This is a genomic window from Pseudomonas sp. LD120 (genome assembly GCF_009861525.1).
GTDB lineage: Bacteria > Pseudomonadota > Gammaproteobacteria > Pseudomonadales > Pseudomonadaceae > Aquipseudomonas.
Genome location: NZ_WVHL01000005.1, coordinates 2,022,455 through 2,041,398, shown reverse-complemented (window position 1 = coordinate 2,041,398; position 18,944 = coordinate 2,022,455). Strand labels below are relative to the sequence as shown.

20 protein-coding genes are annotated in these 18,944 nt (G+C 62.3%); 8 read left to right on the top strand and 12 right to left on the bottom strand.

Features of this window, described 5'->3' with window-relative positions; translation table 11 throughout:
• The first annotated feature begins 112 nt into the window (after nucleotides 1–112).
• From PLD_RS23660 to PLD_RS23640, 5 genes are all read left to right on the top strand, one after another.
• Complete coding sequence (locus PLD_RS23660) at nucleotides 113–1,393, top strand: glycerate kinase (protein ID WP_159897070.1); 1,281 nt, start codon at nucleotides 113–115, stop codon at nucleotides 1,391–1,393.
• Nucleotides 1,383–2,798, top strand: a complete 1,416-nt coding sequence (pyk, locus tag PLD_RS23655) for a pyruvate kinase (RefSeq protein WP_159897068.1) — start codon at nucleotides 1,383–1,385, stop codon at nucleotides 2,796–2,798. Before PLD_RS23660 ends, pyk begins: the two co-directional genes overlap by 11 nt.
• Nucleotides 2,799–2,908: 110 nt before the next feature.
• On the top strand, nucleotides 2,909–3,826 hold the full coding sequence (locus PLD_RS23650) for an urea transporter (protein WP_159897066.1): 918 nt from the start codon (nucleotides 2,909–2,911) through the stop codon (nucleotides 3,824–3,826).
• A 21-nt stretch (nucleotides 3,827–3,847) separates the two neighbouring features.
• Nucleotides 3,848–4,672 (top strand): ion transporter, encoded by an 825-nt coding sequence (locus PLD_RS23645; protein WP_159897064.1) that lies wholly within the window; start codon nucleotides 3,848–3,850, stop codon nucleotides 4,670–4,672.
• Between the two features lie 90 nt (nucleotides 4,673–4,762).
• Nucleotides 4,763–5,764 carry a sulfate ABC transporter substrate-binding protein gene (locus tag PLD_RS23640; protein ID WP_159897062.1) on the top strand — a complete coding sequence of 334 codons (1,002 nt, stop codon included), beginning with the start codon at nucleotides 4,763–4,765 and terminating at the stop codon, nucleotides 5,762–5,764.
• Nucleotides 5,765–5,840: 76 nt separating this feature from the next.
• On the opposite strand, the gene PLD_RS23635 is transcribed toward PLD_RS23640, so the two are convergent.
• Entirely contained in the window at nucleotides 5,841–6,290 is a 450-nt protein-coding gene (locus PLD_RS23635; RefSeq protein ID WP_159897060.1) for a Rid family hydrolase, read from the bottom strand.
• Between the two features lie 322 nt (nucleotides 6,291–6,612).
• On the opposite strand from PLD_RS23635, the gene PLD_RS23630 reads away from it, so the two are divergent.
• Entirely contained in the window at nucleotides 6,613–7,821 is a 1,209-nt protein-coding gene (locus PLD_RS23630; RefSeq protein WP_159897058.1) for an MFS transporter, read from the top strand.
• 337 nt (nucleotides 7,822–8,158) lie between these two features.
• Here PLD_RS23630 and PLD_RS23625 read toward each other — a convergent pair whose 3' ends face one another.
• The 11 genes from PLD_RS23625 to ccmA all read right to left on the bottom strand — a co-directional run bounded on the left by PLD_RS23625 (nucleotide 8,159) and on the right by ccmA (nucleotide 16,797).
• Nucleotides 8,159–9,301 (bottom strand): hypothetical protein, encoded by a 1,143-nt coding sequence (locus PLD_RS23625; RefSeq protein ID WP_159897056.1) that lies wholly within the window; start codon nucleotides 9,299–9,301, stop codon nucleotides 8,159–8,161.
• Nucleotides 9,302–9,427: 126 nt separating this feature from the next.
• Nucleotides 9,428–9,829, bottom strand: coding sequence for a hypothetical protein (locus PLD_RS23620; protein WP_159897054.1), 402 nt, complete (start codon nucleotides 9,827–9,829; stop codon nucleotides 9,428–9,430).
• A gap of 14 nt (nucleotides 9,830–9,843) precedes the next feature.
• Nucleotides 9,844–11,049 carry a c-type cytochrome biogenesis protein CcmI gene (gene ccmI / locus PLD_RS23615; RefSeq protein WP_159897052.1) on the bottom strand — a complete coding sequence of 402 codons (1,206 nt, stop codon included), beginning with the start codon at nucleotides 11,047–11,049 and terminating at the stop codon, nucleotides 9,844–9,846.
• Nucleotides 11,046–11,516 (bottom strand): cytochrome c-type biogenesis protein, encoded by a 471-nt coding sequence (locus tag PLD_RS23610; protein WP_159897050.1) that lies wholly within the window; start codon nucleotides 11,514–11,516, stop codon nucleotides 11,046–11,048. The genes ccmI and PLD_RS23610 overlap by 4 nt, the downstream gene beginning before the upstream one ends.
• The gene (locus PLD_RS23605; protein ID WP_159897048.1) at nucleotides 11,513–12,049 is read right to left on the bottom strand and encodes a DsbE family thiol:disulfide interchange protein; all 537 of its coding nucleotides are present in this window, start codon (nucleotides 12,047–12,049) and stop codon (nucleotides 11,513–11,515) included. Before PLD_RS23605 ends, PLD_RS23610 begins: the two co-directional genes overlap by 4 nt.
• Nucleotides 12,046–14,034: a heme lyase CcmF/NrfE family subunit gene (locus tag PLD_RS23600; RefSeq protein WP_159897046.1), complete on the bottom strand. Its 1,989-nt coding sequence runs from the start codon at nucleotides 14,032–14,034 to the stop codon at nucleotides 12,046–12,048. The genes PLD_RS23605 and PLD_RS23600 overlap by 4 nt, the downstream gene beginning before the upstream one ends.
• 3 nt (nucleotides 14,035–14,037) lie before the next feature.
• Complete coding sequence (ccmE, locus tag PLD_RS23595) at nucleotides 14,038–14,493, bottom strand: cytochrome c maturation protein CcmE (RefSeq protein WP_159897044.1); 456 nt, start codon at nucleotides 14,491–14,493, stop codon at nucleotides 14,038–14,040.
• Complete coding sequence (gene ccmD, locus PLD_RS23590; protein ID WP_159897042.1) at nucleotides 14,490–14,666, bottom strand: heme exporter protein CcmD; 177 nt, start codon at nucleotides 14,664–14,666, stop codon at nucleotides 14,490–14,492. Before ccmD ends, ccmE begins: the two co-directional genes overlap by 4 nt.
• Nucleotides 14,663–15,418 carry a heme ABC transporter permease gene (locus PLD_RS23585; RefSeq protein WP_159897040.1) on the bottom strand — a complete coding sequence of 252 codons (756 nt, stop codon included), beginning with the start codon at nucleotides 15,416–15,418 and terminating at the stop codon, nucleotides 14,663–14,665. The genes ccmD and PLD_RS23585 overlap by 4 nt, the downstream gene beginning before the upstream one ends.
• Before the next feature lie 78 nt (nucleotides 15,419–15,496).
• On the bottom strand, nucleotides 15,497–16,165 hold the full coding sequence (gene ccmB, locus PLD_RS23580) for a heme exporter protein CcmB (protein WP_159897038.1): 669 nt from the start codon (nucleotides 16,163–16,165) through the stop codon (nucleotides 15,497–15,499).
• A complete protein-coding gene (ccmA, locus tag PLD_RS23575; protein ID WP_159897036.1) occupies nucleotides 16,162–16,797 on the bottom strand; it encodes a cytochrome c biogenesis heme-transporting ATPase CcmA in 636 nt (211 codons plus the stop codon). The genes ccmB and ccmA overlap by 4 nt, the downstream gene beginning before the upstream one ends.
• A gap of 196 nt (nucleotides 16,798–16,993) precedes the next feature.
• On the opposite strand from ccmA, the gene PLD_RS23570 reads away from it, so the two are divergent.
• Both PLD_RS23570 and PLD_RS23565 read left to right on the top strand, forming a co-directional pair.
• Entirely contained in the window at nucleotides 16,994–18,577 is a 1,584-nt protein-coding gene (locus tag PLD_RS23570; RefSeq protein ID WP_159897034.1) for a flagellar hook-length control protein FliK, read from the top strand.
• Nucleotides 18,574–18,903 (top strand): EscU/YscU/HrcU family type III secretion system export apparatus switch protein, encoded by a 330-nt coding sequence (locus tag PLD_RS23565; protein WP_159897032.1) that lies wholly within the window; start codon nucleotides 18,574–18,576, stop codon nucleotides 18,901–18,903. Before PLD_RS23570 ends, PLD_RS23565 begins: the two co-directional genes overlap by 4 nt.
• Nucleotides 18,904–18,944 lie beyond the last annotated feature (41 nt).

The following is an 18,944-nucleotide window of genomic DNA, read 5'->3' as shown; positions in this document are numbered from 1 at the left end:
GGCTGCGCGATGGTCCTTATGGGTCAAGGAAGGCCCGGGGCCATTTCGCAGCCTTCGGCAACGGCTACAGATTGTTTCAAGCCCCCCATAACAAGAAACCCGGGAGCCCGCCATGTCGGTCGATCCGCAACAATTCCTGCGTGAGCTGTTCGCCACAGCCATCGACGCCGCCCATCCGCAACACGTGCTCGAACCCTATCTGCCCAGCGACCGCAGCGGCCGTGTCATCGTCATCGGCGCCGGCAAAGCCGCCGCGGCCATGGCCCAAGTGGTGGAGCGCAACTGGCAGGGCGAAGTCAGCGGCCTGGTAGTCACCCGCTACGGCCACGGCGCACCGTGCAACACGATCGAAGTAGTCGAGGCCGCCCACCCGGTACCCGACGCCGCCGGTTTGGCAGTGGCCAAGCGGGTGCTGGAGCGCGTCAGCGGCCTGACAGAACAGGACCAGGTGATCTTCCTGCTGTCCGGTGGCGGCTCGGCGTTGCTGGCCCTGCCCGCCGCCGGCATTACCCTGGCCGACAAACAGGCCATCAATAAGGCCTTGCTGAAATCCGGCGCGACCATCGGCGAGATGAATTGCGTGCGCAAGCACCTCTCGGCGATCAAGGGCGGACGGCTGGCCAAGGCTTGCTGGCCGGCCACGGTCTACACCTATGCGATCTCCGACGTGCCCGGCGACCTGGCCACGGTCATCGCCTCCGGCCCCACGGTCGCCGACCCGAACACTTCGGCCCAGGCCCTGGCGATTCTCAAGCGCTACGGGATCGAAACACCGGCAACGGTACGCAACTGGCTGCAAAGCCCCGAGTCGGAAACCGTCAAGCCGGGAGACCCGAGCCTGGCCCGCAGCCACTTCCAATTGATCGCCCGCCCCCAGCAATCCCTGGAAGCTGCCGCCGTTAAAGCCCGTCGCGCAGGTTTCAGTCCCTTGATCCTTGGTGACCTGGAGGGTGAATCGCGGGAGGTGGCCAAGGTTCACGCGGGCATTGCCCGCCAGGTGGCTGCGCATGGCCAGCCTCTGGCGGCACCTTGCGTAATCCTCTCCGGCGGAGAAACCACGGTCACCGTGCGCGGCAATGGCCGTGGTGGGCGCAACGCCGAATTCCTCCTGAGCCTGACCGACAGCCTCAAGGGCCACCCCGGCATCTATGCCCTGGCCGGCGACACCGATGGCATTGACGGCTCCGAAGACAACGCCGGAGCAATCATGACGCCGGACAGCTACGCCCGAGCCAAGGCCTTGGGCCTGAGCGCCAGCGATGAGCTGGACAACAATAACGGCTATGGTTATTTCGCCGCCCTGGACGACTTGATCGTCACCGAGCCGACCCGCACCAACGTCAACGACTTCCGCGCCATCCTGATTCTTGAGACCCTCGAACATGACGCCTGACAAAAAGGTCAAGATCCTCGCCACCCTGGGGCCAGCCGTCGACGGCATCGACGACATCCGTGAACTGGTCAACGCCGGCGTCAATATCTTTCGACTCAACTTCAGCCACGGCGCCCATGCCGATCACGCCCAGCGCTATGAGTGGATCCGCCAGATCGAGCGCGAGCTGAACCAGCCCCTGGGCATTCTCATGGACCTGCAAGGGCCAAAACTGCGGGTCGGCATCTTCGCCGACGGCAAGGTGCAGTTGGTGCGCGGGCAAGCCCTGCGCCTGGACCTAGACCCGACGCCGGGCAACGCTCAACGAGTCAACTTGCCTCACCCGGAGATCATCGCCGCGCTGGAGCCCGGCATGGACCTACTGCTGGACGATGGCAAGCTGTGCCTGCGGGTCATCGCCAAGCACGCCGATGCCATCGAAACCACCGTCCTCAATGGCGGCGAACTGTCGGACCGCAAAGGCGTCAATGTGCCCCAGGCCGTGCTCGACCTCAGCCCACTGACCGCCAAGGATCGCCGCGACCTGAGCTTCGGCCTGGAACTGGGCGTGGATTGGGTGGCGTTGTCCTTCGTGCAACGTCCAGAAGACATCCGCGAAGCCCGTACCCTGATCGGTGACCGGGCCTACCTGATGGCCAAGATCGAGAAGCCTTCGGCGGTGACCCATCTGCGGGAGATCGCCGAATTGAGCGACGCGATCATGGTTGCCAGGGGCGATCTGGGAGTGGAAGTACCAGCCGAAGCCGTGCCACAGATCCAGAAAACCATCATCAGCACCTGCCGCCAGCTGGGCAAACCCGTGGTGGTTGCCACGCAAATGCTGGAGTCCATGCGCTTCTCGCCTGCCCCGACCCGAGCCGAGGTGACCGACGTTGCCAACGCCGTGGGCGAAGGTGCCGATGCGGTGATGCTGTCTGCGGAAACTGCCTCCGGTGAATACCCACTGGAGGCGGTGCAGATGATGAGCAAAATCATCCGCCAGGTAGAAAGTGGTCCGGACTACCAGAACCAACTGGACGTCAGCCGCCCCCAGGCCGAGGCGACGGTGTCCGACGCCATCAGCTGCGCGATCCGTCGGGTGTGCAGCATCCTGCCAGTGGCCGTACTGGTGAACTACAGCGAATCCGGCAACTCTACCCTACGCGCCGCCCGGGAACGCCCGTCAGTGCCGACCCTCAACCTCACGCCGAACCTGGAATCCGCACGCCGACTGACCCTGACCTGGGGCGTGCACTCAGTGGTCAACGACCGCTTGCGCCAAGTCGACGAGGTCTGTAGCACAGCCCTGGAAATCGCCCAAGCCCAGGGACTGGCTAAACGCGGTGATACCGTGGTCATCACCACCGGCGTGCCGTTCGGCCAACCGGGAACCACCAACTCCCTGCGCGTCGAAACCCTTCTTTGACCGGTCACCAATACCGGCGCTGAACCGCTGAGCCGCACAGTGCCCCCGCAGAGGAGGCCTGGCGGATCATGGGCAGCGCCGGGTAGCGGCCACCTCCACCGACCTTTGTCATGCCCTCACACTCTTTTAATGCCTTCTGCCCCGACTGGGCGACAGCCTTGCTGAACGGTTTCAGTCAGATCTTCCTCCAGCGCCATCCGTTGTGCGGCCTGCTGTGCCTGCTGGCGATCCTGATCAGCGCCCCAACCCTGCTCGGCGGCGCCCTACTGGGCGCCCTGGCCGGACTGCTCACCGCACAACGACGGGGCTACGCCAAAACCGACCGACAAGCCGGACTCTTCAGCTACAACGGCATTCTCCTGGGGCTGCTGCTGAGCCTGTACCTGCCTTGGTCGGTGCTGCTGCCACCGCTGATCATTGCCGCCAGCGGTCTGAGCACAATCATCACCCAGCAATGGCTCAAACGCGCGCGCCAATCGGGTGGCCTGCCGGTCTACACCGCGCCCTTTGTCAGTCTTGGCTGGTTGCTGCTGAGCCTGGCAGATCCGTTGCAATCGACACCGCAAGCAGCGCCGGCCCTATCTGTGTCGAACCTTGTTGGCGGAGCGCTCCAGGGCCTGAGCCAAGTCATCTTCCTCGCCCATCCCCTGGCCGGCCTGCTGATTGGCGGCGGCTTGCTGCTGGCCAACCGCCGCGCAGCGAGCTGGGCGTTGATCGGCTCCGTCATCGGGCTGAGCGTCGCCCTGTTGCAACACCAGCCCCAAGAGGCACTGCTGGGCTTGGCGGGCTACAACGGCGCGCTGGCAGCGCTGGCCCTGGGCCAACACCGTCGTAGCCCCTGGCAGCCGTTGCTGGGAATACTCCTCACACTGCTGCTCACTCCAGGCATTCTTGCCCTGGGGCTGGCGCCGCTCACCGCGCCCTTCGTACTCGCCTGCTGGTTATTGCACGCCGCCGAGGGGCTGGGACGCATGCGCCGCGACAACTCGCCTTGCGCTCCCCCGGTAAATCCCCCTAGGCTTCGCTGATCTTTGATTCAGGCGATTTCCATGGGTACTAGCAACGACTGGCGTCAGCGCCTCTACGTAATGATCTTTCAGACCGATACAGTGGCTGGAAGACGCTTCGATACCGCCCTGTTGTTGATCATTCTCGCCAGCCTGGTGATCGTCATCCTCGACAGCATCGACAAGGTGCACAGCAGCTACGCCAACGTCCTGGCGTTTATCGAATGGGGCTTCACCCTGATCTTCGCCATCGAGTACGCCCTGCGCCTGTACTGCTCCCCCAAGCCCCTGCGCTATGCCTTCAGCTTTTATGGCCTGGTGGACCTGTTAGCGATCGTCCCCGGCATCCTCGCCCTCTACTACAGCGACGCCCAGTACCTGCTGATCATCCGCATCATCCGCATGCTGCGGATCTTTCGAGTGCTCAAACTGGCGCCCTACTTGAAGCAGGCGCACTACCTGCTGGATGCGTTGCGCGGCAGCAAACAGAAGATCCTGGTGTTCCTGCTCAGCGTCTGCACCCTGGTCACGGTGTTCGGCACCTTGATGTACGTAGTGGAAGGACCGGCGCACGGCTTCACCAGCATCCCCAAGGGCATCTACTGGGCGATCGTCACCCTGACCACCGTGGGTTACGGCGATATCGTACCCAAGACCGTGATCGGCCAAATGATCTCGTCCATGGTGATGATCACCGGTTATTCGATCATCGCCGTACCCACCGGGATCTTCACCGCAGAACTGGCCAACGCCATGCGCGGCGAACAACTCAAGCACGACTGCCCGGTCTGCCGGAAAAACCACCACGAACCGGCGGCAGCCTTTTGCTCACGCTGCGGCAATGCGTTATTCAAGAAAATGGAATAAGCAAAGTACTTTTTAATCTTTAAAGAGATATAGCGACACCGCTATAGTCGGCGGCAAATGGCTTTCACGTTCGAACAAAAGGAATGTGCAGTGAAAAAACTCTTAAACGCCTCGCTTCTGGCCGCCGGCCTGGCCCTGGGCAGTGTCGCCCAGGCCGCACCGACCCTGCTCAACGTGTCCTATGACGTGATGCGCGACTTCTACAAGGACTATAACGCTGCCTTCCAGAAACACTGGAAAGCCGAGCACAACGAGAACATCACCCTGCAGATGTCCTTCGGCGGCTCCAGCAAACAGGCGCGCTCTGTCATCGACGGTCTGCCGGCGGATGTCATCACCATGAACATGGCCACCGACATCAACGCCCTGGCGGATAACGGCAAATTATTGCCAGACAACTGGGTGACGCGTCTGCCGAACAACAGCGCGCCGTTCACCTCGGCCACGGTGTTCATCGTGCGCAAGGGCAACCCCAAGGCCCTGAAAGATTGGCCCGACCTGCTCAAGGATGGCGTGCAAGTGATTGTGCCCAACCCGAAAACCTCGGGTAATGGTCGCTATACCTACCTCTCGGCTTGGGGTTACGTACTCAAGAGCGGCGGCGACGAGAACAAGGCCAAGGACTTCGTCGGCAAGCTGTTCAAGCAAGCACCGGTACTGGACACCGGTGGCCGCGCCGCCACCACTACCTTCATGACCAACCAGATCGGCGACATACTGGTGACCTTCGAGAACGAAGCGGAAATGATCGCCCGCGAATTCGGCCGTGATCAGTTCGAAGTGATCTACCCAAGCGTATCCGCTGAAGCCGAACCACCGGTGTCGCTGGTGGACAAGGTGGTCAACAAAAAAGGCACCCGCGCTGCGGCCGAGGAATACCTGAACTACCTCTGGTCGCCAGAAGGCCAGGAAATCGCCGCCAACAACTATCTGCGCCCGCGGGACCCGAATGTGCTGGCCAAATTCACTGATCGCTTCCCGAAAGTCGACTTCCTCTCGGTGGAGAAAACCTTCGGTGACTGGCGCACGGTGCAAAAGACCCACTTCAATGACGGCGGGATCTTCGACCAGATCTACACCAACGCCAACTAACCCGCGCGGGCAAAAAAAGCGACCCTCACAGGGTCGCTTTTTCATTCCGCCGCTTTTCATTCCGCCGCTATAAGGCTCAGAGCGCTCGCATTGAGCTGAACAACGCCGCTTCAGCTGCTTGATGACGCTCCTCCAGCACCGCCTCCGCCTCGACTTCGATCAACCACTCAGGCAGTGACAAACCGCTGACGACAATCCAGGAAGACGCCGGAGGCTGGCTGGCAAAACGCTCCAGCAGCACCGCGCTGATTTCCTCCTGCTGGTCTCGGGCCGCTTCAGCGATATAGATCCGCAGCATCACGACATCTGCCAACTGGCCGCCAGCCTCCGCCAGGACGCTCTCGATATTGTCAAATGCCTTGTCTGTCTGCTCCCGCAGGCTTGGCCCGACGGTACGCTCCTGCTCATCCACACCCACTTGCCCGGACAACAGCAGACGGCGGCCGCCGCGCACCTCAACGGCCTGACTGAAACCGTATTGCAACGAATTGAACACACTGTCCGGATTGAACGTTGACTTTTCCATAAGAGACTCACGCCGAGCTGAACGACCGAAAACCCTAAACCAAGCCTTCTTGAAGTTCCAGCGCATCGACGGTCTAGCAACATCTGGCAATCTTGAGCGGGCGGCCAGCCCCTGGCGTGCGCACATCATGAGCATGCTATCGAAATAGATGTAAGTAAATGTATCATCACCCGTCGGCGGCGACGGCCGTGGACAATCACCGATGCACTGCCGGGGCTCATTTATTCCAGGTCGGAATAAATGCCATTGCCCAGCCCTTTCGACTGCATGACCGCGCACGCTTTTAACCTCGCGCCCTCCTTTGGCCGCCAAGAGAACCCTGATGACTTCCACGACCCGGGCGCTGCCTGCCAGCAACGTGACAATGACCTCTGGCATGGTGCTGGTGTTCGCCTTCTGCTGCGGGGCCATCGTCGCCAACATCTACTACGCGCAGCCGATCATCGAACTGATCGCCCCGGACTTGGGCCTGTCCAGCGCCCTGGCCAGCCTGATCGTGTCCCTGACCCAGATCGGTTATGCCCTCGGGCTGTTCTTCCTGGTGCCCCTGGGCGACCTGCTGGAAAATCGCCGACTGATGATCAGCACCACCCTGGTGGCCATCGCCAGCCTGCTTGGCGCAGCCTTTACCCAGCACCCCAACGCCTTTCTCCTGATGTCGCTGCTGATCGGCTTCAGTTCAGTGTCGGTGCAGATCCTCATTCCCCTGGCGGCGCACCTGGCTCCCGAAGAGTCCCGTGGCCGCGTGGTGGGCGGGATCATGGGCGGCCTGCTGCTGGGCATTCTTCTGGCGCGCCCGGTCTCCAGCGTGGTGGCCGACCTCTTTGGCTGGCGGGCCATGTTCATCGCCGCCGCAGTGCTGATGGCCGCCATCAGCCTGGTGTTGATGCTGACCATTCCCAAACGGCAACCCGCCCACAACGCCACTTACGGCCAACTGCTGCGCTCCCTGGGCGGCCTGCTGCGTCAGCAACCGCTACTGCGTCAGAGGGCCTTTTACCAGGGCTGCATGTTCGCCACCTTCAGCCTGTTCTGGACGGCCGCCCCCCTGGAGTTGGCCCGGCATCACGGTTTGTCGCAAAGCCAAATCGCGATCTTCGCCCTGGTGGGCGCCATCGGTGCCGTCGCCGCCCCTATCAGCGGACGCCTGGCGGATGCCGGCCATACCCGCATCGCCTCGCTGCTGGCAATGCTACTGGCGGCCCTGAGCTTTATCCCGACCTTGATTCATCCGGCCTATAGCGTCATCGGCCTGGCGGTAACCGGGGTGATTCTGGACTTTGGCGTGCAAATGAACATGGTGCTCGGGCAGCGGGCCGTGTACGCCCTGGACGCCCATAGCCGCGGACGCCTCAACGCTCTGTACATGACCAGCATCTTTATTGGTGGCGCGTTTGGCTCATCGATTGCCAGCGTGGTCTACGAGCACCACGGCTGGCTGGGAATCGTGCTGGTGGGCAGCGGTTTTGCGCTGCTGGCCTTGCTGCGCTTCCTGCTGGTGAAGGACAACCGCAGCCCGGTGCGAGCCTAAGCTCGCAGGTGGGCAGGACTCGGCCGTCCAATCCACAGTCCATCGACCTGCAACAGGCCCGCGTCGCCCCCCAGATTACGCCGATGGCCGGCGCCCGAATGCACATCGTCCCCCTCCGGGGCCGTCCTCGACCGTCCCCTCGCGTAGGGGCTGCCCCGTCGCCTCAAGCCACACGGCGCGCAAGATCGCCGAATGCCCCATGGCGCAGGTCACTCCCCGGGTATTTGCCGCCATGGCGAACCGTGGCATCCCGCTGAACTGACAGGCCATCAATCGGTGATTACGGCCAAGGCCCGGGCGTTTGTGGATAACCTGGAGCACCTCTGAAACAGGCGCTTCAGATACGTTCGCGCACCAGCACTTCGATGTTCGCCGCCTCGCCCCAACGCCGCAGGCGTTCGATCAGCCCCAAGTCGGTCTCGCCCACCAGATACAGAGTGTCGATGGTCTGAGTGGCGGCCCATTCGACAAACTTGCTGCTATCAAAATCGGCAAGGCTCGCCAGGCGAAATTCGTTCTCGTAGAAGCCCGGGCTCACCGGGACCGGGGTGTCCTGGGGGCCGGGCGCGCCGATAAAGTCGCAACCCAGGTGCACCACGCCCCAACGTGCTACCCGCCAGTTGCTCAGGGCCTCGTCCAGACGGGCACGGGCGCCACGGGCGAAACCCAGGCCGTCGATGACCACCCGACGATTGACAATCAGCCACAACTTGCGCCGTCGTGGCACCTTGAGCAGCACCTCGCCGGTGACCTTGGAAGCGCGCAGGGCCAGGGCGACCACCAGCAGCAGGGGCACGAAGTAGCCATAGAGCTTCTCGGTGTCGGTGACCGCCATCAAACCATTCAAGCGACGCACCTCGGCACGCTGCTGTTCCAGCGCCTGGAGGCTTTCACCCAGGCTCTGCAACCACTGCGTAATGGGGGGCGCCGTGTATTCTCCGCGAATGCCCTCCAGCGCCTGCTGCACCTTGACCACCGCCAGGGCCGAGAGGCGCCCATCTGCCGTGCGCTCCAGCGCGGCAAAACGCTCGCACAGGTTCGTGACCTGAGCCGCATCCTGAGGCTCGTAGCGTTCCACGGCCGTCTTACAGTGTTCACCGCCCAGCATGTCATCGATCTCTGTGGCGACGCGCCGCTGCAGCCCGGCCTGGGCCTGCTGGGCCAACTGATGGTCGGTCTGAAACCAGTCCACGCGCACCGCCTGGGTGGCGCTGATCAAGGCCAACGACGCCAACAACAGCCAACCGTAATCCACGCGCTTCCAACCGATCTCCCCCAGGCGCCAGACCGATATGAAACTCCAGCAGAAGAAGGAGTACATGAAGGCGAACGCCACCAGCAGGCACAGTGGCTCCAGTGACAGATAGATCAGTTCGGGCACCTCGGCCGAGCTGAAACCATAGAGCAGCAACAGCACACTGATCACGGCAAGCCAGAACACCATCGGCGCGAAATAGGGTTTGTTCAGGTCATTCTTCATCGGGCGCTCAGCGGCGGATACTCGGAAACACCCCGTTGTATCGGCCAGACATCCCGAGGCTTAAATAAACAACCCCGGGCGCCGGCTCTGCTCCGAGCCTTTGCGGTTAACCAGCAAGCGCCGCAGCTACTGAAACTGGCGGCCGAGGCCGGCGGGCACACCGTGGATATCGGTGTCTTCCCAAGGTCCATCAGGGCTGATGGAGCGGCTCCAGCCATTGTTCCAACGGTAATAGGTGCGCTGGCGGTAAAAGGTGTTGCTCTGATCATCCAGCACATAGACCCCCAAACGCGCATCCCAGTGGCTGTGCCCGCCCGGTGGCGGTGCGAAACTGGCGGAGGTGCGTGGCCGGGGCTTGGCGGCAGGAATCGGCGTGCCGGGCGTACCCGGCGCCGTGGATGGAGCCGGGCGGATGCTCGGCCCCGCCGGGGGGATCGGCTCGGAACTGGTGGGCTGCGGCCGCTGCACCGTACATGCGCTCACCCCCAAGACCATTGATAACAGGGTGATGCGAAGGATGACGGTCATGGCGGCTTCTCTGATTACTGATCCGGGCTGTCGATGGTCAGTTGCTGGGCGGCCGTGGTGCTGCTGGCCAGCGGCTGACTGCGCCCGACCCACTCACCGGCCGTTGGCTGACCGGCGCGGGACACGCGCGCAACCAGTTGGACTTCAGGAAAGTTCGACAGTTTCAACTGCGGCATCATCGCGTCGGCATCGCCCAATTCGACAGTGGCGGGCAGATCGGCCACGGTCAGACGCTTGGCGGCCAGCGGCGCCGGCGGCCCCTGGGTCGCCCGGGCGAAGATGAACACACTGTCACCCGGCTGGACCTTGGCCTTGAGCTCAGGCGCCAGATCGACACGGACCTTGATCAGCGCGCCCTTGGCTTTAACCACAGGCTCGGTCACGACCTTGCCACCGCTGGCCAACAACTTTTCACTGGCCCGATCGATCCCACCCTGCAACGCAGCGCGGGAATTGTCGTCCGGCGGCAGTTGCGCCTGCAGACGCTTCCAGTAATCGATGGCTTCCTGGAAACGCCCACCTTCAAAGGCGGCAATCCCCAGCAGTCCGAGGCTGGTGACCTCATTGGGGTCGGCTTTCAACGCTTCGTCGGTCAAGCCCTGGACCTTGTCCGACCATTGCTTGTTGTCGGCAAAGTACTGGGCCTGGGCCCATTGCCCCAACAGCTCGGGCTGACGACCGGCCAGGGCCACGGTGCGTTCGAAGATCTTCGCCGCCTCCGCAGAACGCTCCTGAGCCATGTAGGTGCGACCGAGGAAATACAGCCCCTCGGCGGAGTCGGGCTGCGCTGCGACCGCACGCTCCAGGCGCTGGGTCATCTCTTCCATGGACTGCGGTGCCTGGGCGAACTCACGGGTCAACTCGACCTTGTCGCTGGCACCGAAGTGCAGGTACAGCCCCAGGCCCAGAATCGGCACCAGCAGCGCCGCCAGCAACGGCAGCGGCTTGCCCAGGCGCGAGCTACGCACCTCGCTGCTGCCTTCGGTGTCCGCCAGCAGTTCGCGGGCGGCCTCGGCGCGACCGCTGTCCATCTGTTCGACACTGAGCACGCCCTCCTGCTGCTGGCTGTGTAACTCAGCCACGCGCTCTTCATAAAGCGCTACGTTCAGCGCGGTACGATCCTCCTCACGCTGAGCGCGACGCTCACGCAATACCGGGATCAACAGGAAACTCAGGGCAATCAGAAGCAGCAAGCCTGCCGCAAGCCAGAAATCAATCATGGGTGGTTTTTATCCAGCAGTTGGTCGAGGCGCTGACGCTCTTCGACAGAAAGCGTGTTCGGGCTATCGCTGCGCTGAGCGCGACGACGCCGGACAATCACGGCAATGATGACCAGGCCACCCAACAGCAACCCGCCAGGACCGAACCAGAGCAAGGCGGTCTTGCCGGTCAGGGCCGGATTGTAACGAACGAAGTCACCGTAGCGGTCGACCATGAAGTCGATGATCTGTTGATTGTCCTTGCCCTCGCCGAGCATGCGGAAAATCTCTTTGCGCAGGTCCGCCGCGATCGGTGCGTTGGAATCGGCAATGTCCTGGTTCTGGCACTTGGGGCAGCGCAGCTCCTTGGTCAACTCGCGAAACCGATCACGCTCACCGTCATTGGCAAACTCGTAGGTATCGATGGCAGCGTGGGCGACGCCGGTGATGCACAGGCCCAGGAGGGCAGCGGCTAACCAACGCTTCATGGCTTGGCCTCGTCCACCAGGGCCTGGTATTTGCCGGCCAGTTGTTCGCGCCACACCACTTCGTCGATCACCCCGACAAACTTGTCGCGAATGATGCCCTGGGCATCGATGAAGAAGGTTTCCGGAGCGCCGTAGACACCCAGGTTAAGGCCCAGGGAACCCTCTTCGTCACGCACGTCCAATTGATAGGGGTTGTGGAACTCGGTCAACCACTTCAGGGCATCGGCGTTGACGTCCTTGTAGTTGATGCCGTAGATCACCACGCCCTTCTCGGCCAGCTTGTTCAGCACCGGGTGCTCGACCCGGCAGGAAATGCACCAGGTGCCCCAGACGTTGACCAACGCCGGCTTCCCCAGGAAGTCGGCGCGGGTCAGAGTCTTGTCGCCCTGCACCGACGGCAGGGAGAACTCGGGGAACGGCTTGCCAATCATCGCCGACGGCAACTCGGCCGGATCCAGGTACAAGCCCCGATACAGAAACACCGCCACCACCAGGAACACCGCCAGGGGCAACATCATCATCCAGCGTCTCATGCCGCCGCTCCTGTCATGCCCAGCGCTTCGCGCACGCGGCTTTTAACCTTGACCCGATAACGCCGGTCCATGGCCGCCAACAAGCCACCGAAGCCGGTGAGCAGGCCGCCGAACCAGATCCAGCGCACGAAAGGCTTGACGTGTACCCGCACCGCCCAGGCGCCATCACCCAGGGACTCCCCCAACGCCACATACAGATCGCGAGTAAAGCCGGCATCGATCCCCGCTTCGGTCATCATCGAGTTCTGCACCGTGTACAGGCGTTTTTCCGGGTGCAACACCGCCACTTCCTTGCCGTTGCGCACCACTCGAATGGTGCCTTTGTCGGAGGTGAAGTTCGGCCCCTCAAAATGCTTGGCGCCTTCAAAAATGAAGTGATAACCGGCCAGTTCCATGGACTCGCCCGGCTCCAGGCGTAGGTCGCGCTCAGCGCTGTTCTGGCTCGACAGCACTACACCCAGGGCGCAGACCGCAATGCCCAGGTGCGCCAACTGCATGCCCCAATAGCTGCGAGTCAGGCTCGGCAGGCCCTTGATCAGGCCTTTGTGACGAGTCTTGTCAAAAATGTCGCGCACCCCGGCCAGCAATACCCAGGCGGCCAGCAGGAAGGTCGCCAACACCGCCCAGTTGAAGTCGCCGTAGGCGATACCGGCCACCACCGCCAGCGCCACGCTACCGAGCAGAACCGGAGCGAGCATACTCATCAGCCATTTCACCGGAGTGTCTTTCCAACGCACCAGCACGCCCACCGCCATCACCACCATCAGCAATGCCATGAGCGGAATGAACAGCGCGTTGAAGTACGGCGGCCCCACCGACAGCTTGGCCCCGGTCAGGGCATCCAGGACCAACGGATACAGGGTGCCCAGGAGAATCATCGAGGCTGCCACCACCAACACCAGGTTATTGCCCAGCAGCAAGGTTTCTCGGGACCACAGGTTGAACCCCACCTGGCTTTTGACCACTGGTGCGCGCAGGGCAAACAGGGTCAGCGACCCTCCCACGACAAACAACAGGAAGATCAGGATGAACACACCGCGCTCAGGGTCAGAGGCAAAGGCATGGACCGAAGTCAAGACCCCGGAACGCACCAGGAAGGTACCCAGCAGACTCAAGGAGAACGCGGCAATAGCCAGCAACACGGTCCAGCTCTTGAATACGCCGCGCTTCTCCGTAACCGCCAGGGAGTGAATCAACGCCGTTCCCACCAGCCAAGGCATGAACGAGGCGTTTTCCACTGGGTCCCAGAACCACCAGCCGCCCCAACCAAGCTCGTAGTAGGCCCACCAGGAGCCCAGGGTGATGCCGATGCCGAGGAAGGCCCAGGCAACGATGGTCCACGGACGCGACCAGCGAGCCCAGGCGGCGTCAAGGCGTCCGCCCAGCAACGCGGCAATGGCGAAGGCGAAAGCCACCGAAAAACCGACGTAGCCCATGTAGAGCATCGGCGGGTGAACGATCAGACCGATGTCTTGCAGCAACGGGTTGAGGTCGCGACCGTCCGCCGGCACCTGAGGCAGAATCCGCGCAAACGGGTTGGAGGTCATGATCAGGAACAGCATGAAGCCGGTGCTGATCATGCCCATCACCGCCAATACCCGGGCCAGCATCACTTGCGGCAACTGCCGCGAAAACACCGACACCGCGAAGGTCCAGCCGCCAAGAATCAACGCCCACAACAGCAACGAACCTTCGTGGGCGCCCCACACCGCACTGAACTTGTAATACCAGGGCAAAGCACTGTTGGAGTTGCTGGCGACGTAAGCCACCGAAAAGTCGTCGCTCATAAAGGCGTAGGTCAGGCAACCGAAGGCGAACGCCAGAAAAGCGAACTGCCCCCAGGCCGCCGGCTGCGCCAGGCTCATCCACAGGCGATCACCGCGCCAGGCGCCCAGCAGCGGCACCACGGCCTGGACCAGGGCAAAGCACAGGGCGAGGATCATCGCCAGGTGGCCAAGTTCGGGAACGAACAGTGCGGAACTCATGGCTTAACCCTCTTTGGCTGGCGTCGGTGCCGACTGGCCGCTGTCTTTCAGCGCCTTGGTGACTTCCGGCGGCATGTACTTCTCGTCGTGCTTGGCCAGCACTTCATCGGCCACCACCACGCCATCGGCGTTGAGCTTGCCCAGGGCGACGATGCCCTGCCCTTCGCGGAACAGGTCCGGAAGGATGCCGCGGTAGGTGATGGTCACTGATTTGTTGAAATCGGTGACCACGAATTTCACGTCCAGCGAATCGGCGGAACGTTGCAGAGAGCCCGCTTCCACCATGCCACCGGCACGGATGCGGGTGTCGTGGGGGGCTTCGCCGTTGGCGATCTGGGTCGGGGTGTAGAACAGGTTGATGTTTTCCTTCAGCGCACTGAGGGCCAGACCGACGGCAATGCCGACGCCCACCAGGATCGCCAGGATGATCAAAAGACGCTTTTTACGCAGCGGATTCACTTACTGTTCTCCCGGCGCAGACGGCGCGCCTCTTGTTGCAGATAACGCTTGCGGGCCAGGATCGGCGCCGCCACGTTGAGGGCCAGAACCGCCAGGCAGATGCCATAAGCGGACCAGACATACAGGCCGTGATGGCCCATGGCGATAAAGTCGCTGAAGGATGCAAAACTCATCGAGCGTTCTCCAGACTGCCTTGCACTTCAACCTTGACCCAACTGGCCCGGGCTTCTCGCTTGAGCACTTCAAGGCGCATTCGCAGCAACAGCACGGCCCCGAAGAAACAGTAGAAACCCAGCGCAGTGAGCAGCAGCGGCAGCCACATCTCTGCCGGCATCGCGGGTTTTTCCGTGAGGGTGAAGGTTGCCCCCTGATGCAAGGTGTTCCACCACTCCACCGAGTATTTGATGATCGGGATATTCACCACGCCGACAATGGCCAGCACTGCGCAGGCCTTGGCGGCGCTGTCACGATTACTGATGGCGTTGCCCAAGGCAATCAGACCGAAGTACAGAAACAGCAGGATCAACATAGACGTCAGTCGCGCATCCCAGACCCACCACGAACCCCAGGTTGGCTTGCCCCAGATCGCCCCGGTCACCAGGGCCACGGCGGTCATCCAGGCACCGATTGGCGCGGCGCATTGCAGGGCCACGTCCGCCAGTTTCATTTTCCACACCAGGCCGACCACACCACAGACCGCCAGCATCACGTAGCAGGACTGCGCCAGCATCGCCGCAGGTACGTGGATATAGATAATGCGAAAGCTGTTGCCCTGCTGATAGTCCGGTGGCGCAAAGGCCAAACCCCAAACCACGCCCACGGTGATCAGCAGCGCCGCAGCCACACCGAGCCAAGGCAGCAGCTTGCCGCTGATGCCGTAAAACCATTTAGGCGAGCCGAGCTTATGAAACCAAGTCCAGTTCATTCGTTGTTTCCATCACGGTTGCTCTTCGCTTTCACGAACAGCCAGGGTCTTTACTGGTTAAAAAACAACCAGACCTCATTATTCGCCGACGCTAATCTTCAGGCCAGCCGCTATTGCAAAGGGTGTAAGGGTCACTGCCAGGGCGGTCAGGCTCCCAAGCCATAGCAGATAACCGGTGGCCGGCATGCCCTGCAATGCCGCCTGCAAAGCGCCACTGCCGAGAATCAATACCGGGATGTACAAGGGCAGGATCAACAGCGCCAGCAACAGCCCGCCGCGCTTGAGCCCCACCGTCAACGCCGCCCCCACCGCCCCCAGCAAGCTGAGCACCGGCGTGCCGAGCAACAACGACAACAACAGCACCGGCAGGCAGGCGGCAGGCAGCCCCAGCATCAGCGCCAACAAAGGCGCGAGCAAAACCAGTGCCAATCCGGAAAACGCCCAGTGTGCCAGTACCTTGGCCAAAACCAGAAGAGGCAGGGGGTGCGACGAAAGGACCCACTGTTCAAGAGATCCGTCCTCGAAATCACTGCGAAAAAGCCCGTCCAGCGAGAGCAGGACGGACAATAAAGCCGCTACCCAGACCAGCCCCGGAGACAAGGTTTGCAACAGATTTGTCTCAGGTCCCACGGCCAATGGGAACAGTGCAACGACGATGGCGAAAAACACCAGGGGGTTGGCCAGCTCCGTCGGACGTCGGAACAGCAAGCGTGATTCACGGACCAGCAATTGGGCAAAGACGCTCATGCCGCCCACCGCCCCAGATCCAGATCGCGGTAGCCCGACGGCATGCGGGTCAGCGTGTGGTGAGTGGTCAGCACCACCATGCCGCCACGCTCACAATGATTGGCCAGGTGCTCCTCGAGCTGGGCCACCCCCTGTTTGTCCAGGGCGGTGAAGGGTTCGTCGAGGACCCACAGTGCCGGCCCGTCCAGATACAGTCGGGCCAGGGCCACACGACGCTGCTGACCGGCGGACAGGGTGTGACAGGCGACGTCCTCGAAGCCGCGCAGGCCGACGGCCGCCAGCGCCTGCCAGATAGCCTCGCGCGTTGCCGACTGGTGCAGGGCGCAGAGCCAGCTGAGATTCTCCTCGGGAGTCAGCACATCCTTGATTCCCGCGGCATGGCCGATCCACAACAGGTTGCGCGCCAGTTCGGCACGTTGAGCATGCAAGGGCTGACCATTGAGCAGGACCTGACCGCTGGTGGGTTGCATCAGGCCGGCGAGCAAACGCAGCAGGCTGGTCTTGCCACTGCCGTTGGGGCCACTGATTTGCACCATGTCGCCGCCCGTCAGACGCAAATCGAGGTGTTCAAACAACATCCGCCAATCGCGCTCACAGGCGAGTGCTACGGCTTCAAGAAGGGGGCTGGTCAAGGGATAGCGAGCCTTTACGGGTTCAAGTCGGCAGTGGGACGGCCGTTAAAAGGGTGCAGAATAAATGGATTGGCGGCCTGCTCTAGAGAGCTGCGTCAAACATTTGCAATGTTTTCACCACTGCGCCAAAGACGGGCGGCATTATACATGCGAAGGCCTACTCTAAAGGGCGCTAATTTCCACAGGTTGTGTCCGAATGTCAGGCGAAATGAACCTCCCTCCGCTGCCCCAGGCGCCTGCTCTCGGAGCCTCACGTGCGCAGCCGATCAGCGGCGAACTACTCAAGCTGGCACAGCCACTGGAGGGCTTGATTGCCGCCGGCCAGAGCGCCAAGGCTGAAGTACTGTCGCTCAAGCAGACTGATCAAACCTTCCAACTGCTGCTCAAAGTCACCCTGGACAATGGCCGGCAAACCACGCTGCAAGCCACCAGCAACCAACCGCTACCCCAAGGCACCAGCCTGGCGGTGACTCAACCTTCAGCGAACAACCTGGTGATTACCGTACAGCAGGCGATCGCCAGCAATGTCGCGGCCCTGACCCGCCTGGACACCACGCAACTGCCCCCGGGCACCCTGCTCCAGGGCAAGGTGCTGACCACCCAGACACTCCCCCAGGGCAGCAACCAGCCTGCGATCTATCGCTCGCTGGTCAGCCTGCTCAATACCGCTCAGAGCGGGGCCACGCTGAGTATCGATAGCCCGCAACCACTGCGTATCGGCAGCTTGCTCAACGCGGTGGTTTCGGACGCCCACACCCTGAACCTGGTGCCGCTGAGCAATCGTCAGGAACAACTGGCCATCGCAGCTCAATTGGCCGGCCAGCAGAGCCGCCAAGGCTCGCTGAGCGAACTGATCAGCGCCCTGCAGAACCTGCCTGAGGACCGCCCACTGACGACATCCGCAGTCGATCTGCGCGCCGCCGTCGAACGCCTACTGGCGGGCCTTCCCGGCCCACAGCAACTGAGCACCCCCCGCGGGCTGGCCCAGGCACTGCTGGGCAGCGGCGTGTTTCTGGAGGCCAAGTTGCTGGCCGGCGCCAACCCTGGACAGGCCCCTGACATGAAGGGCGATCTGCTGCGATTGATTGCCCAACTGACCCCTGGCCTGCCCGCCTCCACCAGCTTCAATGCAATCATCGCCGCTAACACCCTGGCCCAGTCGCTGCCCAGTTTCGTGCGCAGCGCCCTGGGCACGCTCGGCCAGGTCAGCGCCAAAACGCCCCCTAGCGGCTTCCCCCTGCCGTCGCGGCTGCTGCAAAGCCTGGAAGGTGAAGGCGACCTGGAACACCTGCTACGCCTGGCCGCTGCCGCCGTGTCACGCTTGCAAAGCCATCAACTGGCCAGCCTGGAACAGCGCGGCCAGACCGAAGATGGTCGACAATTGACCACCTGGCAGCTGGAGATCCCCATGCGCAACCTGCAGGACATCGTGCCTTTGCAGGTCAAACTGCAACGCGAAGAGGCACCGGAACCGGAGGCACACCAAAAACGCGAAGACCCCGAGCCCAAGCTGGCCCTGTGGCGGATCGATCTGGCGTTCGACCTGGAGCCCCTGGGGCCTTTGCAGGTCCAGGCACAACTGATTCAAGGGCGCCTGTCCAGCCAGCTCTGGGCCGAACGCACCTACACGGCGAGCCTGATTGAAAGCCACCTGGGCAACCTGCGCGAACGCTTGCTGGCTTGCGGGCTGAACGTCGGTGACCTGGATTGCCACCTCGGCATCCCGCCGCAGGGCCCACAAACCCGACTGGAACAACGCTGGGTCGACGAAACCGCATGAAACAATCTTCCGCACCGCGCCAAGCCATTGCCCTCAAGTATGACGGCCAGCAAGCACCGACCCTCACCGCCAAGGGCGACGACGAACTGGCTGAAGCCATCCTGAAGATTGCTCGGGATTATGAAATACCGATCTATGAGAACGCCGAGCTGGTGAAGCTGCTGGCACGACTGGAACTGGGCGAAAGCATTCCGCCGGAGCTGTACCGGACCATCGCCGAGATCATCGCCTTCGCCTGGAACCTCAAGGGTAAGTTCCCAGCCGGGCATGATCCGCAACAGGTGGCACTGGAAAAGGACGTCACCGAGCGCGGCGACGACTACTGAAGGAAAACAGCTGCAAGTTGCGAGCTACAAGCTTCAAGCTG